This window comes from Xanthobacter autotrophicus (assembly GCF_030015065.1).
GTDB classification, from domain to species: Bacteria; Pseudomonadota; Alphaproteobacteria; order Rhizobiales; family Xanthobacteraceae; genus Xanthobacter; species Xanthobacter autotrophicus_D.
The window spans coordinates 1-16,342 of record NZ_JAIVFN010000045.1 but is presented as its reverse complement, the minus strand read 5'-3'; the positions used below and the strand labels follow the sequence as shown (position 1 = coordinate 16,342).

Annotated in this window: 8 protein-coding genes and 1 tRNA gene; 7 read left to right on the top strand and 2 right to left on the bottom strand. The window is 68.6% G+C overall.

Features of this window, described 5'->3' with window-relative positions:
• Positions 1 to 173 precede the first annotated feature (173 nt).
• The 5 genes from K9U40_RS11130 to K9U40_RS11110 all read left to right on the top strand — a co-directional run bounded on the left by K9U40_RS11130 (position 174) and on the right by K9U40_RS11110 (position 12,020).
• On the top strand, positions 174 to 1,469 hold the full coding sequence (locus K9U40_RS11130) for an efflux RND transporter periplasmic adaptor subunit (protein WP_282890262.1): 1,296 nt from the start codon (positions 174 to 176) through the stop codon (positions 1,467 to 1,469).
• A 28-nt stretch (positions 1,470 to 1,497) separates the two neighbouring features.
• The gene (locus K9U40_RS11125; protein ID WP_282890261.1) at positions 1,498 to 4,707 is read left to right on the top strand and encodes an efflux RND transporter permease subunit; all 3,210 of its coding nucleotides are present in this window, start codon (positions 1,498 to 1,500) and stop codon (positions 4,705 to 4,707) included.
• A gap of 173 nt (positions 4,708 to 4,880) precedes the next feature.
• A complete protein-coding gene (locus K9U40_RS11120; protein ID WP_282890260.1) occupies positions 4,881 to 8,291 on the top strand; it encodes a DUF2126 domain-containing protein in 3,411 nt (1,136 codons plus the stop codon).
• A 326-nt stretch (positions 8,292 to 8,617) separates the two neighbouring features.
• Positions 8,618 to 11,128, top strand: coding sequence for a circularly permuted type 2 ATP-grasp protein (locus K9U40_RS11115; protein WP_414115020.1), 2,511 nt, complete (start codon positions 8,618 to 8,620; stop codon positions 11,126 to 11,128).
• Between the two features lie 7 nt (positions 11,129 to 11,135).
• The gene (locus tag K9U40_RS11110) at positions 11,136 to 12,020 is read left to right on the top strand and encodes a transglutaminase family protein (protein WP_282890259.1); all 885 of its coding nucleotides are present in this window, start codon (positions 11,136 to 11,138) and stop codon (positions 12,018 to 12,020) included.
• A 46-nt stretch (positions 12,021 to 12,066) separates the two neighbouring features.
• Here the strand turns inward: K9U40_RS11110 and K9U40_RS11105 are convergent, their stop codons facing one another.
• Positions 12,067 to 13,596: a malonate--CoA ligase gene (locus K9U40_RS11105; RefSeq protein WP_282890258.1), complete on the bottom strand. Its 1,530-nt coding sequence runs from the start codon at positions 13,594 to 13,596 to the stop codon at positions 12,067 to 12,069.
• 59 nt (positions 13,597 to 13,655) lie between these two features.
• Positions 13,656 to 15,026, bottom strand: a complete 1,371-nt coding sequence (locus K9U40_RS11100; RefSeq protein WP_282890257.1) for a malonyl-CoA decarboxylase — start codon at positions 15,024 to 15,026, stop codon at positions 13,656 to 13,658.
• Between the two features lie 317 nt (positions 15,027 to 15,343).
• Between K9U40_RS11100 and K9U40_RS11095 the strand changes: the two genes are divergently transcribed.
• Together K9U40_RS11095 and K9U40_RS11090 are read left to right on the top strand one after the other, a co-directional pair.
• Complete coding sequence (locus K9U40_RS11095; RefSeq protein ID WP_282890275.1) at positions 15,344 to 16,030, top strand: GntR family transcriptional regulator; 687 nt, start codon at positions 15,344 to 15,346, stop codon at positions 16,028 to 16,030.
• Positions 16,031 to 16,185: 155 nt separating this feature from the next.
• A tRNA-Arg gene (locus K9U40_RS11090) sits at positions 16,186 to 16,262 on the top strand.
• Positions 16,263 to 16,342: the final 80 nt, after the last annotated feature.

Here is a 16,342-nt window from a genome sequence, read left to right as displayed (position 1 = left end):
CCACGCGGACACTTATGAACGGGTCAGGGCAATGTCAATGCAAGGCACACGGCTCGCCGGTGAGTTGCCGCAGCGTCGCGTTGCGGCGAAGGCGGTGTGGGCCATTCCTTTCGTGGACACGCAATGACCCCGTGCTTAGTATCCGCCGCACCTGCACAATCGGGGGATGAGGTATGGTGGGGTGGATCCGGGTTTCCGGCGGGCTTCGTCACGGCTGCGTGGCGCTTGGCGCGGCCTTTCTGCTCGCGGCCTGCGAGGAAAAGAACACCTACGTGCCGCCGCCGCCGCCCACCGTCACGGTCGCGCCGGTGCTGGAACAGCCCGTCACCCGCTTCCTCGAGCTCACCGGCAACACGGCCGCCATCAATTCGGTGGATCTCGAGGCGCGGGTTCAGGGCTTCCTCACCCAGATCAACTATAAGGACGGCGCCCTGGCCAGCAAGGGCAGCGTCCTGTTCGTGATCGAGCAGGACCAGTACAAGGCCCAGGTGGACCAGGCCAAGGCCCAGCTTGCCGCCAACCAGGCCACTCAGGTGCAGGCCGAGGCCGAGTACAATCGCCAGGCCCAGCTCGCCAAGCAGGACTTCGCGTCCCAGGCCACCCTCGACCAGGCCCGCGCCAAGCGCGATTCGGCGGTGGCCGAGGTGGCGAACGCCCAGGCCTCGCTGGTGCTGGCCCAGATCAATCTCGGCTACACCCAGATCACGGCGCCCTTCGACGGCGCGGTCACCGCCCATCTTCAGGACGTGGGTGCGCTGGTGGGCTATAGCGGCCCCACCAAGCTCGCGACCATCGTCCAGCTCAACCCGATCTGGGTCTGGTTCACCCTGAGCGAGCAGGAGGTGCTGCACATCAAGGAGCATCTTGCCCGGCAGGGCCGTTCGCTGGTCTCCCTCACCCGCGACGTGCCGGACCTCGACATCCAGATCGGCCTCCAGACCGAGACCGGCTACCCGCACCAGGGCAAGATCGACTATGTGGCGCCGCAGGTGGATCCCAATCTCGGCACGCTGACCGTGCGTGGCCTGTTCCAGAATAACGACTTCGCGCTGCTGCCGGGCCTGTTCGCGCGGGTCAGGGTGCCGCTCGGCCAGGCCCGGCCCAGCGTGCTGGTGCCCGATTCCGCCCTCAACTCGAACCAGCTCGGACCCTATGCCCTGACCGTGAGCGCGGACAATGTGGTCTCCCAGACCCAGGTGACCCTCGGCCAGCTCCAGGCGGACGGGCTGCGCGCCATCCAGAGCGGGCTGAAGGCCGGCGACCGCATCATCATCAACGGCATCCAGCGCGCGGTGCCGGGCTCCAAGGTGCAGGTGCAGACCTCAACGATCACCGCCACCGCCGCGCCCGCCATCGACGACGGAACCAAGCCGCTGCAGAAGCCCGCGGGGGTTGCCCCGGCCGATGCGCCGGCCCAGGCCGCGCCCTCGGTTGCTCCGTCCGCCACGCCGTCGCCGCAAAAGAACTGACCCGCCCTCGAAAAAAGAGCCAGCGCCCATGATCTCGCGCTTTTTCATCGAGCGGCCGGTCCTCTCGAACGTGCTCGCACTCGTCTTCGTGCTGATCGGCCTGGTCTCGCTGACCCGGCTGCCGGTGTCGCAGTATCCGAATATCGTGCCCCCCACGGTGTCGGTCTCGACCTCCTATCCCGGCGCTTCGGCCAAGACGATGATCGACACCGTCGCCCTGCCCATCGAGCAGCAGGTGAACGGCGTCGAGGGCATGATCTACATGCAGTCGTGGTCGGCCTCCGACGGCACCTACACGTTGATCGTGACCTTCGACATCGGCACCGATCCCAACATGGCGCAGGTGCTGGTGCAGAACCGCGTCAACATCGCCCTCGCCTCCCTGCCCACGGCGGTGCAGGCGCAGGGCGTCACCATCCTGCAGAAGGGCACCTCGATCCTCGAGTTCGTGACCCTGATCTCGCCGGACGGGCGCTATGACGGACTGTTCCTGAACAATTACGCCATCATCAACATCCAGAACGAGCTGGAGCGGGTGGCGGGCGTCGCCAATGTGGCCATCTTCGGCGCCGGCACCTACGCCCTGCGCATCTGGATGGACCCGGACCGCATGCAGGCCTTCGGCCTGACGCCTTCCGACATCTCCAACGCCATCCAGAAGCAGAGCCAGATCGTCACCCCCGGCCAGCTCGGCATCCCGCCGGCGCCGTCCAATGCCGCCTTCCAATATACGGTGAACATCGCCGGCCGCCTCGACGACGCCAAGGACTACGAGAACATCATCGTCAAGGTGGATAATTCGGATGGCGGTCGCATCGTCCGCATCCGTGATATCGGCCGGGTGGAGCTGGGCGCGCAGAGCTATTCCAAGGACTTCACCCAGGACAACAAGCCCGCCGCCGGCATCGGCATCTTCCAGCTGCCCGCCGCCAACGCCCTCGACGTGGCGGGGCGCGTCGCCAAGAAGATGGAAGAGCTGAAGAAGGACTTCCCCGAAGGCCTCGAATACAGCATCCCGTTCGACACCACCCTGTTCGTCACCGCCTCCATCGACGAAGTCTGGAAGACCCTGTTCGAGGCGGCGCTGCTGGTGCTGGTGGTGATCCTGCTGTTCCTCCAGGACTGGCGGGCCACGCTGGTGCCGGCCACCACCGTTCCAGTGACCATCATCGGCGCCTTCGCCGCCATGGACGCCATGGGCTTCACCATCAACCTGTCCACGCTGTTCGCCATCATCCTGGCCATCGGCATCGTGGTGGACGATGCCATCGTCATCGTGGAGGGCGTGGCGCGCCATATCGAGGAGGGCATGGAGGGCCAGCCGGCCGCCGAGAAGGCCATGGACGAATTGTTCGGCCCGGTGGTGGGCATCACGCTGGTGCTCATGTCCGTGTTCCTGCCGGCCTCGTTCATTCCCGGCCTGACCGGGCAGATGTTCAAGCAGTTCGCGTTGGTCATCGCGGCCACCGCCTTCATCTCGGCCATCAATGCGGCGACCCTGAAGCCCACCCAGTGCGCCCTGTGGCTGCGCCAGCCGGTGCCGCCGGAGAAGCGCAACTTCATCTATCGCGGCTTCAACGCGGGCTACGCCAAGGCCGAGCACTGGTATGCGGGGCTCATCTCCCGCATGGTGCACCATTCCAAGATCATGGTGATCATCGCTTTGTCGCTCATGGGCGTCGCCGCCTACGGCCTCACCCGGGTGCCCACCTCGTTCCTGCCCATCGAGGACCAGGGCTACTTCATGGCCCACGTCCAGCTGCCCGACGCCTCCAACCTCAACCGCACCAAGACGGTGATGGCGGAGGTGAGCGATCGCATCCGCAAGGTGCCGGGGGTGGAGACCGTTCTGGCCATCTCGGGCATCTCGGTGCTCGACAATTCGTCCACCCTCGCCAATGCGGGCGTCACCTACATCACGCTGAAGCCGTGGTCGGAGCGCTATGCCACCACCGGGCAGGACCTGCTCTCGCTCTACCTCAACCTCAACAAGGCGATGGCCGACGTCGAGCAGGCCGAGGTGCTGATCCTGGTGCCGCCCGCCATCCAGGGCATCGGCAACGCCGCCGGCTTCACCATGCAGCCGCAGCTGCGCAACGGCAATTTCGACTACCGCCTGCTGGAGCAGATCACCACCTCGCTGGTGGACAAGGCTTCGGCCCAGTCCGCCCTCCAGCACGTCTCGTCCACGTTCCGCGCCGGGGCGCCGCAGATCAACGTGGAGGTCAACCGCATCAAGGCGGAGACGCTGGGGGTGACGGTGGGACAGGTGTTCGACACCATCTCGTCCTATCTCGGCTCGACCTACGTCAACCAGATCAACAGGTTCGGCAATGTCTTCCAGGTCTATGTGCAGGCCGAATCGGGCTATCGCGTCACCCCGACCGACCTCGCCAACCTGAAGGTGCGCACGCCGAAGGGGCAGATGGTGCCCCTCGGCACGCTGGTGGAGGTGAAGATGGTGCAGGGCCCCCCGCTCATCTCGCTCTACAACCTGTATCCGAGCTCCACCGTGGTGGGCGGCACGTCGGCGGGCTTCTCCTCGGGCCAGGCGCTCTCTCTCATGGAGCAGATCGCCACCGCGACCCTGCCGCCGGGCACCGGCTTCGAGTGGACCGCCATGTCCTACCAGGAGAAGGTGGTCGGCAATCAGATCTACTACGTGTTCGGCCTCGCCATCCTGCTCGTCTATTTCGTGCTGGCCGGGCAGTATGAGAGCTGGATCCAGCCCATGGCGGTGATCCTGGCGGTGCCGCTGGCGCTGCTCGGCACGGTGGGGGCGCTGGTGGGCCTCGGCATCTCCAACAACCTGTACACCCAGATCGGCCTCGTGCTGCTCATTGCGCTCGCCTCTAAGAACGCGATCCTCATCGTGGAATATGCGCGCGAGAAGCGGGCGGAGGGCATGGACATCATGGATGCGGCGGTGGAGGCCTCGCGCCTCCGGTTCCGGCCGATCCTGATGACCTCGTTTGCCTTCATCCTCGGCGTGCTGCCGCTGGTGTTCGCCACCGGCGCGGGGGCCAATTCCCGCAAGTCCATCGGCATCGCGGTGGTGTCGGGCATGCTGGCCTCCACCTGCCTCGCGGTGCTGTTCGTGCCGTCCTTCTACACGGTGCTGCAGCGGTTCGAGGAGAAGCTGAAGGGCAAGAAGAAGCCCGCCGGCCACGCGCCGCCCGAGCCGCCGGAGACTCCCGCCAGCGATGCAGGCGTGCCACAGGCGCCCGCATCTGCCTGATCGGGGCGCGACAGCCCTGCCGAAACGCGTGACATCTGCCTGTTAAGCGGGCAGATGTCGCCGCAAAGTCGCGCTTTCTCCCTATAACGGCCTTGTCTAACCTTGGCTGGAAACCGCCCACCCCACCTCTTGGGCTGCCCCCAGGGCCAATGCCCGCAGGACCAGGTGCCATAATGTCGATCCTCGCGAGCCTGCATCACGTCACGAGCTACAAGTACGAGCGCCCGGTCGTCATGGGGCCGCAGACCGTCCGTCTGCGTCCCGCCCCTCACAGCCGGACCGAGATCCCCGCTTATTCGCTCAAGATTTCACCAGCCGAACATTTCATCAACTGGCAGCAGGACCCGTTCGGCAACTGGCTCGCGCGCATCGTGTTCCCGGAGAAGGTCGAGGAGTTCAGGGTCGAGGTGGACCTCCTCGCCAAGCTCGACGTGCTCAATCCGTTCGACTTCTTCGTCGAGGACTATGCCGAGAATTTCCCCTTCGCCTACGCCCCCGAGCTGAAGGCGGAGCTTGCCCCCTATCTCGAGCTGGAGACCGAGGGGGCGCTGTTCGACGATTTCGTCGCCACCGTCTCGCTGGAGCCGCGGCGCATCGTCGACTTCCTGGTGGAGATCAACCAGCGCCTGCAGAAGGAAATCGGCTACGTCATCCGCATGGAGCCGGGGGTCCAGACCCCGGACGAGACCCTCGCCAAGAAGCTCGGCTCCTGCCGCGACACCGGCTGGCTGCTGGTGCAGGTGCTGCGCCATCTCGGCCTCGCCGCGCGCTTCGTCTCCGGCTACCTGATCCAGCTCAAGCCGGACGTGGCGGCCCTCGACGGCCCCTCCGGCACCGACGTGGACTTCACCGACCTGCACGCCTGGTGCGAGGTCTATGTGCCGGGCGCGGGCTGGATCGGCCTCGACCCCACCTCGGGCCTGCTCTGCGGCGAGGGTCACATCCCGCTGGCCGCCACCCCGCATTACCGTTCCGCGGCCCCCATCACCGGCTACCTGATGGAGAAGGCGGAGACCGAGTTCGGCTTCGACATGAGCGTCGCCCGCGTGGCCGAGGCGCCGCGCGTCACGCTGCCCTTCTCGGACGAGACCTGGGCCGCCCTCGACGCGCTCGGCCACAAGGTGGACGAGGACCTCAAGGCCGGCGACGTGCGCCTCACCATGGGCGGCGAGCCCACCTTCGTCTCCATCGACGACTACGAATCGCCGGAATGGAACACGGAGGCCCTCGGCCCGCAGAAGCGGGTGCGCGCCGACGACCTGATCCGCCGCCTGCGCAAGCGCTTCTCCACCGAGGGCGTGCTGCATTACGGCCAGGGCAAGTGGTATCCCGGCGAGACGCTGCCGCGCTGGTCCTTCGACCTGTTCTGGCGCAAGGACGGCCAGCCCATGTGGCGGCGCGAGGACCTGATCGCCGATGAGAAGGTCAATTACGGCGCCACCGCCGCCGATGCCGAGCGCTTCTGCAAGGCGGTGGCCGAAAAGCTCGCCGTGGGCTCGCAGTTCGTGCTGCCGGGCTACGAGGACAACATCTATTACATGTGGAAGGAGCAGTGCCTTCCCGAGAACATCGCCCCCGGCGATGAGCGCATGGCCGACGAGGTGCAGCGCCGCATGCTGGCGCGCACCTTCAACCAGGGTCTCGCCAATGCCACCGGCTCGGTGCTGCCGCTGCGCCGGGTGTGGACGCCCGAGGGCTCCGTGTGGCGCTCCGAGCAATGGACTTTCCGCCGCGAGTTCCTGTTCCTGATCCCCGGCGAAAGCCCCATGGGCTATCGCCTGCCGCTGGAATCCCTGCAGTATCTCGCGCCCACGCGCTACCCCTATGTGGTGGCCACCGACCCGTTCGAGCCGCGCGGGCCGCTGCCCGACGCCGAGGAACTCGCCGCCCGCTACCGTGCCGGCGGTGAGGGCGCGGAAGGCGCCGACGGCACCGCGTCCGTCGATGGCCGCGAGCGCTATTCCATCGCTCCGCGTCGGGAGGCCTACGGCACCGGCGAGCGGGCGCAGGAGCTGGTGCGCCAGTATCTGGCCCAGAACGACACCCAGGTGTTCACCGCCGACACCCGAACCGCGCTCTGCGTGGAGCCGCGCAACGGCCGCCTCTGCGTGTTCCTGCCCCCGGTGGAGACGCTGGAAGACTATGTGGACCTCATCGCCGCCATCGAGCAGGTGGCGATCGAGCTCAACACCCCGCTGCACCTGGAGGGCTATCCGCCGCCCTTCGACTACCGCCTCAACCTCATCCGCCTCGCCCCCGATCCGGGCGTGCTGGAGGTGAACGTCCATCCGTCCGACACCTGGTCCGGCTGCGTGGAGATCACCCGCATCCTCTATGAGGAAGCGCGCCTCGCCCGCCTCGGCACCGAGAAGTTCATGGTGGACGGCCGCCACACAGGCACCGGCGGCGGCAACCACGTGGTGGTGGGCGGCTCGACCCCGGCGGACAGCCCGTTCCTGCGCCGGCCCGACCTCCTGAAGAGCCTGCTGCTGTTCTGGCAGCGCCATCCCTCCCTGTCCTACATGTTCTCGGGCCTGTTCATCGGCCCGACCTCCCAGCATCCGCGGGTGGACGAGGCGCGGCATGACAGCCTCTACGAGCTGGAGATCGCCCTCGCCAAGATCGGCCTGCCCGGCGCGGCCGAGGGGCCGACCCCGCCGTGGCTGGTGGACCGCCTGCTGCGCAATCTCCTGGTGGACGTGACCGGCAACACCCACCGCACCGAAATCTCCATCGACAAGCTCTATTCGCCGGACGGCCCCACCGGCCGCCTGGGCTTGGTGGAGTTCCGCTGCTTCGAGATGCCGCCGGACTGGCGCATGAGCCTTGCCCAGCAACTGCTGCTGCGTGCCCTCGTCGCCCGGCTGTGGCACAAGCCGGTCACCGGCAAGTGCGCGCGCTGGGGCACCATCCTCAACGACCGCTTCATGCTGCCGCATTATGTGTGGGCCGACTTCGTGGACGTGCTGGAGGACCTCTCCGACGCCGGCTACAGCTTCGATCCCGAGTGGTTCCGCGCCCAGTTCGAGTTCCGCTTCCCGGCCTACGGCAAGGTGCAGCGGGGCGGCGTGGACGTGGAGATCCGCCAGGCGCTCGAATGCTGGCACGTGCTGGGCGAAGAGGGCGTCGTCGGCGGCACCGCTCGCTACGTGGATTCCTCCGTGGAGCGCCTGCAGGTGAAGGTGGAGGGCTTCAACCCCGCCCGCCACATCGTCACCTGCAACGGGCGGCGGCTGCCGCTGGCACCCACGGGCCGCAACGGCACCTTCGTCGCCGGCGTGCGCTACAAGGCGTGGCAGCCGTGGTCGGGCCTGCACCCCACCATTCCGGTTCAGGCGCCGCTCACCTTCGACGTGGTGGACACCTGGAGCGAGCGCTCGCGCGGCGGCTGCGTGTATTACGTGTCCCATCCGGGCGGGCGCAGCTACGAGACTTTCCCGGTGAACTCCTACGAAGCCGAGGCGCGCCGCCTCGCCCGCTTCCAGGACCACGGCCATACCCCCGGCACGACGCCCGTGCCGGTGGAGAACGCACCGGACGAATTCCCCACCACCCTCGACCTGCGCCGTCCCATCGGCGCATAAGGCCGGACCCGGTCGGCTTGCGGTCCAGGTCGATCGGCGCGTGCGCCAGGCCGGACGGCACCCGCAAGCCGAAAGCCGGGCCCTCCTCTCTGGGGGGAGGGGCCCGGCTCCGGGAGGGGTCCCGTCCGGGGTTTTTCCGAAGAAGAGTGCATCCGGCGGCTGGCCGGGCATAATGGGGCCTCCGGGAGCACCGGGCGCACGTTCCGATCAGATGCCGCGGCACTCTGCTCGGAGGGCTCCCGTCCCACAGGTTTGGAGCTGGATCGAGACTTCAGGCCCCGTCGCCCCTGCGATGGCGCCCGGAGCCGCCGGCTCAAGAAGGGGTGATCGTGTCCGGGGCCGAGCAGCGGAGCGAGGTGTTCGAGAGGGCGGCGGCCGAAAGCCTCATCGGAGGCTACCGGACCCTGCCCGGCATCCGCGACGAGATGATGGATCAGGACGGCCAGCCGCGCCGTCACTGGATGCCGTTTCTCGCCGCCCTCGCCGAGCTGGGGTCCGAGGAACTGCGTCGGCGTTTCTCCGCGGCCGACCGCTATCTGCGCGATTCCGGCGTCTTCTACCGCGTCTATGACGATGCCGGCGGCGGCGAGCGGCCGTGGTCGCTCAGCCACATGCCTCTGCTCATCGAGGATGCGGAGTGGGAGGTGCTGGCCGCCGGCCTGATCGAGCGCGCCGAGCTGCTGGAGGTGGTGCTCCAGGACCTGTACGGCCCCGGCCATCTCGTCGCCGACGGCGACCTTCCCGCCGCCGCCGTGGCCGGCAGCCCCGAATTCCTGCGGCCGCTGGTGGGCATCAAGCCCGAGGGCGGGCGCTTCCTGCGCGTCTATGCCGCCGATGTGGGGCGCGGCCCGGACGGCCGCTGGTGGGTGCTCGCCGACCGCACCCAGGCTCCCTCCGGCGCCGGCTACGCGCTGGAGAACCGCCTCGCCTCCACCCGCGCCCTGCCGGATGTCTCGCGCAACCTGAACATGCTGCGCGTGGCGTCGTTCTTCCAGGCGCTGCGCACCTCGCTGATGAAGCTCGACCGGACGGGGGAGGGGCGCATCGGCCTGCTCACCCCCGGTCCCCTCAACGAGACCTATTTCGAGCACGCGCTGCTCGCCCGCTATCTCGGCTTCCTCCTCGTGGAGGGCGAGGACCTGACGGTGCGCGGCGACACGCTCCATGTGCGCACGGTGGCGGGCCTGCGGCGCATCGACGTGCTGCTGCGCCGGCTCGACGCCGATTTCGCCGATCCGCTGGAGCTGAACGCCGGCTCCCGGCTCGGCGTGCCGGGCCTCGTGGAGGCGGTGCGCATGGGCGGGGTGTCGCTTGCCAACGCGCTCGGCACCGGCATCATCGAGGCTCCGGCCCTGCTCGCCTTCCTGCCGCGCATCGCCACCCGCGTCTTCGGGCGGCCCCTGAGCCTGCCGCACGTGGCCACCTGGTGGTGCGGCCAGCCGGCGGAGCGGGCCCAGGTGATGGAGCATCTCGACGAACTGGTCATCTCCTCGGCCTTCGGCCGCGCCCTGCCCGGCATGCCGGACGGCGGCTCGGTGCTGGGCGCGGACCTGCCCGCTGCCGAGCGGCGCCGCCTGTCCACCTTGCTCGCCCGGCGCGGCGGCGACGTGGTGGGCCAGGACATTGCGCGCCTGTCCACCACGCCGGTGTGGACCGGCGAGAAGCTGACGCCGCGCCCCTTCATGCTGCGCGTGTTCCTCGCCGCCACCGACAAGGGCTGGACGGTGATGCCCGGCGGCTTCTGCCGCATCTCCTCCGCGCCCGACGCCCGCGCCGTCTCCATGCAGAAGGGGGACCGCTCCGCGGATGTCTGGGTGCTGGCGGACGCGGAGGTGGCCGACACCACGCTGCTGCCGAGCCCGGCCAATGTGAAGGTCCGCCGCTCCTCCGGCACGCTGCCCAGCCGGGCGGCGGACAACCTGTTCTGGCTCGGGCGCTATGTGGAGCGGGCCGAGGCGACGCTGCGGCTCTCACGGGTGCTGGTGGGTAGGCTCGCCGAGAGCGGCGACAGCGGGACGAGCCCCCTCGTCGCGCGCCTGCTCGGCCTGCTCGGCGCCTGGGGCGCCATGCCGCGCGACCTCGCCCGTGCCACCCCGGCGCGCTATGCGGTGGCGGTGCTCACCCGCCGCGACGTGCCCGGCGCCCTGCCGCAGCTGGTGCTGGCGGCGCGCGCAGCGGCCTCGGTCATCCGCGACCGCTTCTCCCCCGACGCCTGGCGGGCGCTGGTGGATCTTGAAGCCTGCGTGGACGCGCCCATCCCCTCCGCCCCGTCCGAGGCGGATGCGGCGGAGCGGGCGGATGCGGCGCTGCGCATCATCGCCGCCTTCTCGGGCCTTGCCTCCGAGAACATGAACCGGCTGACCGGCTGGCGCTTTCTGGAGCTGGGGCGGCGCACGGAGCGGGCCATCGGCACGCTTCGCTTCGCCCGCACCTTCGGCGAGCTGGGCGCGCCGCAGGGCTCCCTCGATGCTTTGCTGCAGGTGGCGGACAGCCTCATCACCTACCGCACCCGCTACGTAACGATGGAAGCGCGCGGGCCGGTGCTCGACCTGGTGCTGCTCGACCCGGACAATCCGCGCTCGGTGGCGTTCCAGGTGCACCGCATGGCGAACCACCTGAAGGTGCTGCCGGGTCGCGACCCGGATGCGCCGCCGCCGCTCTGGGAGCGCCTTGTCGCCCGCATGCAGGCGGAACTGGCCGCCAGTACGGCGGAGAGCTTCGAGCCCTCCTGGTTCGACGCCATGGAGAAGATGCTGATGGAGCTGTCCGACGAGATCGCCGCCCACTACTTCCTCCAGGGCCATTCCCCGGAGATGACGCTCGCGCTGACCATGTGAGGCGGGAATGCTCTACGACATCCGCCAGACCACCACCTATTCCTACCAGGTGCCAGTGCGGGTGGTGCGGCAGGTGCTGCGCATGACGCCGGTGGACCGCATCGGCCACCAGCACGTCATCGCCCACATGCTCGACATCGACCCGGAGCCCGCGGAGCTGGAGCGCGGCACCGACTTCTTCGGCAACGGCCTCACCTGGCTGACCATCGACCAGCCCCATGGCCATCTGGCCATCACCACGCGCAGCCGGGTGGACGTGGCTTCCACCCCGTTGCCGGACCCGGCGGAGACGCCGCTGGTGGACGATGCGCGCGCCGCCGCGCTGGAGCAGCCGGACCTCGGCCCCGACGCGGCGGTGCACGGCCTGTTCCCCAGCCGCGCCGTGCCCCTCGACACCGACATCACCGAATGGACCGCCACCAGCTTCCGCGGCGACCGACCCATGCTGGAGGCGGGGCTGGAGCTGATGCACCGTGTCCATGACAGCTTCACCTACCAGCCCGGCGCAACCCACGTCGCCACCCCGCCCCATGAGGCGTTCGCCGCCAAAGCGGGGGTCTGCCAGGATTTCGCGCAGGTGATGATTGCCGGCCTGCGTGGCCTCGGCCTGCCGGCGCGCTACGTGTCGGGCTATCTGCGCACCATCCCGCCAGAGGGCCAGCCGCGCCTTGAGGGTGCGGACGCGACCCATGCCTGGGTGGAGATCTGGTGCGGGCCGGCGGCCGGCTGGATCGGCCTCGACCCTACCAACGCCATTCCGGCGGGCGATGACCACATCATCCTCGCGGTCGGTCGGGATTATGCCGACGTCGCGCCGGTGGACGGGGTCATCGTGACCTCCGGCGACCACTTGCTCTCGGTGGGCGTGGACGTGGTGCCGGTCGTGCGGTGAGGGGCATTCGCGGGCCCGGTTCCGCCCAGGCTTGCGGGGCAGGGCCTCACGCCACGCTGCGATAGATGTCCTTGTAGGTGTCGCGCAGCACGTTCTTCTGCACCTTGCCCATGGTGTTGCGCGGCAGCTCGGGCACGAAGAAGATCCGCTTGGGCTGCTTGAACTTGGCGAGCCGGGTGTTCAGCGCGGCGTGGATGTCCGCCTCGGTCAGGCTGGCGCCCGCCGCTCGCACCACCACGGCGGTGACGCCCTCGCCGAAATCGGGGTGGGGCACGCCGATCACCGCGCTTTCCGCGACGCCGGGAATGGCGTCGATCTCGCCTTCCACTTCCTTGGGATAGACGTTGAAGCCGCCGGTGATGACGAGGTCCTTGCCCCGGCCGACAATGTGCACGTAGCCCTTCGCGTCGATCCTGCCGAGGTCGCCGGTGATGAAGAAGCCGTCGCGGAATTCCGATGCGGTCTTCTCCGGCATGCGCCAGTAGCCCTTGAAGACGTTGGGGCCCTTCACCTCGATCATGCCGATCTCGTCGGCTGGCAGCTCCCGCCCGGTTTCCGGATCGGTGACGCGCAGGGAAATGCCGGGCAGGGGGAAGCCCACGGTGCCGGCGATGCGCGCCCCGTCATAGGGGTTGGAGGTGTTCATGCCGGTCTCGGTCATGCCGTAGCGCTCGAGAATGGCGTGGCCGGTGCGCTCGAAGAAGGCGCGATGCGTCTCCGCCAAAAGCGGCGCCGAGCCGGAGACGAACAGGCGCATCTTTGCCGTCGCCTCCTTCGTGAGGCCCGGCTGGTCGAGGAGGCGGGTGTAGAAGGTGGGCACGCCCATGAGGCTTGTGACCTTGCCCGCCGCCATCAGTTCCAGCGCCTCGCGCGGATCGAACCTGGCCCGGAAGAGCATGGAGGCTCCGGCCAGAAGCACGATGTTGGTTGCCACGAACAGCCCGTGGGTGTGGAAGATGGGCAAAGCGTGGAGCAGCACATCATCGCGCGTGAAGCGCCATTCGTCCCTCAGCGTCAGGGCGTTGGAGAGCAGGTTGTCGTGGCTCAGCATGGCGCCCTTGGCGCGGCCCGTGGTGCCGGAGGTGTAGAGGATGCCGCCGAGGTCCTGTGGCCCGCGCGGCACGTCGGTAAAATCCGCGGGCAACGGCGCGGCGCCGTCCACCAGCGACCCCGTTCCGTCGGCGCCCAGAGTCTCCACGCACGGCACGCCCAGGCGCGCCGCCAAGGCGCGGGCGTCCGCCTCGATGTGGGGCGCGCAGACGAAGACGGCGGGCTCCGCGTCCGAGAGGAAATAGTCCACCTCGTTCAGCGTATAGGCGGTGTTGAGCGGCAGGTAGACGCCGCCCGCGCGCACGGTGGCGAGATAGAGGGCGAGGGCGGGCCAGGACTTCTCCACCTGCACCGCCACCCGGTCGCCGGGCTTCACGCCGCGCGCCACCAGCAGGTTGGCGAGGCGGGCCGAGAGGGCCAGCGCGTCGCCATAGGTCTCCACCCGCCCGTCGGCGAGGGTGGCGAGGGGCGTGTCGAGGGCGGGCATGGCGGCGCGGATGGCGCCGAAGAGGTGGTTCTCGCTCATCTTGTCTCTCGTGTCGTCGGCCCCTCCTGCGCGGGCCGATCCGGTCTGGTCGATCCGCCTCAGGGGGTGGGAACGAGGGCGCGGCTGGCGGCTTCGGCCTTCAGCAGCTTTTTCACCGGTCCGCTCGCCACCACCTCGCCCTTGCCGGCGAAGGCTTCGTGGTTCTTCTCGATGTCGGCCAGCACATAGCGGTAGTTCACCATGAGCCCGGCGGCCTGGGCGATGCCCTTGGGCGAGAGGTCGCCCATGGGATTGATGCGCTCCAGCCGCGCCCCGTTGCCGAGGTGGAAGCGTGCCACCGGGTCCACGGGCTTGCCCTTGGTGGTGCGGGCGATGAGGAAATAATAGGCCGCCGCCGCCGAGAGCACGGGTGCCAGCGCGTCCCGCGTCTCCGCCTTCTCGGCCCAGTCCGGCATATCGAGCGCCGCCAGCGTCTCGCAGTCGGCGGCGGTGAGGGCGGGGGAGTTCTCCGCCTTGCGCTCGGCATCCAGCCAGGCGCGGAAGCCGGGCACGGGGGAAAGGGTGACGAAGGTGGAGAGCGCGGGGATCTCGCGGGAAATCTCCTCCACCACCTGCTTGATCAGGAAATTGCCGAAGGAGACGCCGCCGAGGCCACGCTGGCAGTTGGAGATGGAATAGAACACGGCGGTGGTGGCCTTTTCCGGCTCCAGATGCTCGCGGGACTGGTCCAGCACCGGGGCGATGCCACCCGGGATGTCCTTCATGAGCGCCACTTCCACGAAGATCAGCGGCTCGTCCACGAGGGCGGGATGGAAAAAGGCGTAGCAGCGCCGGTCCGGGCTGTCGACGCGGGCCCGAAGGTCATTCCAGTCGCGGATGGCGTGCACCGCCTCGTAGCGGATGATCTTTTCCAGCACGTTGGCAGGCGTCGACCAGTCGATGCGGCGCAGCACGAGAAACCCCCGGTTGAACCAGGACGAGAAGAGATGCCCGAAATCCCGGTCCACGGCGGCCAGATCACGGCGATGGACGAGGGCATCCATGAGGTTCTCGCGCATGCGCACGAGGGACAGCGTGGCGCCGGGGCCGAGATTGAACCGGCGGAACAGTTCCTGCCGGCGCGGCTCGCTGGCGAGGTGGATTTCGGCAGCGGCCGCGTCGGAGCCGGTGCGGCCATAGCTCTCGATGGCCTTTTCGAGCCGCGCGCGGTCCGGCCCGAAGGTTTCCGCCAGTGCTTCGAAGAAGGCGATGCGCTCGCCGGTCTTCATGCGGGCGTAGCGGTCGAGGATGTCGGAGGCCAGCGCCACGCCGGAGGCCTCGCCCCGGCCGGACAGAAGCTGCTCGCACCGCTCCACCAGGGTCGCCGCCTTGGTGGCGCCGGACACCCGGCTCGATCGGTCGAGCAGCGAGCGCCCGCGCTCCGCGATGGAGGTAAGGAGATCGCCGAAGAAGGAGGTGTTTGAACTCATCGCATCGCCCCCGCCGTGGTCCCAGAGCCCGCGTTGGATGACGCCATGGGACGGCGGGAAACCGGCATTGGCAAGGCGTTGGTGCCAGGCGGGAGGCATCTCTTTCGGCCAATCCGGGCGGCACGGCGGATGTTTTGGGTGCGCGGGACGGGGCAGCAGGGCATGGACAGCCTTCCCAGCAATTGATGCATGGAATGAAGTCCATCTTGCATTTTATGTCAATAATCATGTATGCAATAATAGGTTTTATTGTATGTCAATGGCGAGTCACAGCGGTGGCCATCCTCACTTGGGCCGCGATGGAGAAGGAGCCGCGCGTGCGCGGAGAGCAGACGCAGAAGCTGCGGGAAGCGCTGGAGGAGGATATCGCCTCGGGGCGCCTGCGGCCCGGCCGGAGGCTGGACGAGGTGAGCCTCGCCGAGCGCTTCGGCGTGTCGCGCACGCCCGTCCGTGAAACGCTGATCCAGCTCGCCGCCTCCGGGCTGGTCGAGATTCGCCCCCGGCGCGGTGCGTTCGTGGTGCTGCTCGGGCCACGGGAGCTGATGGAATCCTTCGAGCTGATGGCGGAAGTCGAGGCCTCCTGCGCGCGCCTCGCCGCCCAGCGCATGGGGCCTTCGGACCGGGCCGCCCTGCATGAGGCTCATGGGGCGTGCCGCGCCGCCGTGGGAGCGGGCGACGAGGCCGCCTATTATGCCGCCAATGCCCGTTTCCATGGGGCGATCTATGCCGGAACCGGGAACCGCATGCTGTGCGCCGAGGCGCAGCGTCTCCAGCGTTCGCTCCAGCCCTACCGGCGCCTGCAGCTGAGGGTGCCCCGGCGCATGGAGGCCTCCTTCGCCGAGCATGAGGGTGTTCTGGAGGCGCTTGTGGCCGGCGACGGCGCCACGGCGGCCGAGCGGCTCCGGGCCCATGTTGTGGTTCAGGGCGAGCGTTTCATGGCCCTGCTCGCCGTCTTGCAGGACGAAACGGACGCCGTGGCCCAGGCAGGGTACCAGGCAGGGTAGGGGGAAGCGTCTCAGGGGGGTGCGGGCGCACATCGCGGCGTCCCTTGGTGGGTCCTCATCGGACGGAGAGCCGGGACAACCTCATCCTGCGGCCTGGCGCCTGTTGCCGGCCGCGTCGGCTTCCAGTATGAAGGCCAAAGCGGCGTTCGCGCCACGCACCCGTAGCTCAGCTGGATAGAGCGCCGCCCTCCGAAGGCGGAGGCCACACGTTCGAATCGTGTCGGGTGCGCCATTGCAACTAAAAGTTGCTTTGACATTTGAGTGACAGGCGTCCGTTTTTGTCCTCGTGCTGGAAGCTGGTTGGCACGCCTA

What these genes read in the sequence shown, in the direction of transcription:
- K9U40_RS11120 (WP_282890260.1), top strand. Translation starts at nt 4,881, where the DNA reads ATGTCGATCCTCGCGAGCCTGCATCACGTCACGAGCTACAAGTACGAG.
- K9U40_RS11110 (WP_282890259.1), top strand. Translation starts at nt 11,136, where the DNA reads ATGCTCTACGACATCCGCCAGACCACCACCTATTCCTACCAGGTGCCA.
- K9U40_RS11125 (WP_282890261.1), top strand. Translation starts at nt 1,498, where the DNA reads ATGATCTCGCGCTTTTTCATCGAGCGGCCGGTCCTCTCGAACGTGCTC.
- K9U40_RS11130 (WP_282890262.1), top strand. Translation starts at nt 174, where the DNA reads ATGGTGGGGTGGATCCGGGTTTCCGGCGGGCTTCGTCACGGCTGCGTG.
- K9U40_RS11105 (WP_282890258.1), bottom strand. Translation starts at nt 13,596, where the DNA reads ATGAGCGAGAACCACCTCTTCGGCGCCATCCGCGCCGCCATGCCCGCC.
- K9U40_RS11100 (WP_282890257.1), bottom strand. Translation starts at nt 15,026, where the DNA reads ATGAGTTCAAACACCTCCTTCTTCGGCGATCTCCTTACCTCCATCGCG.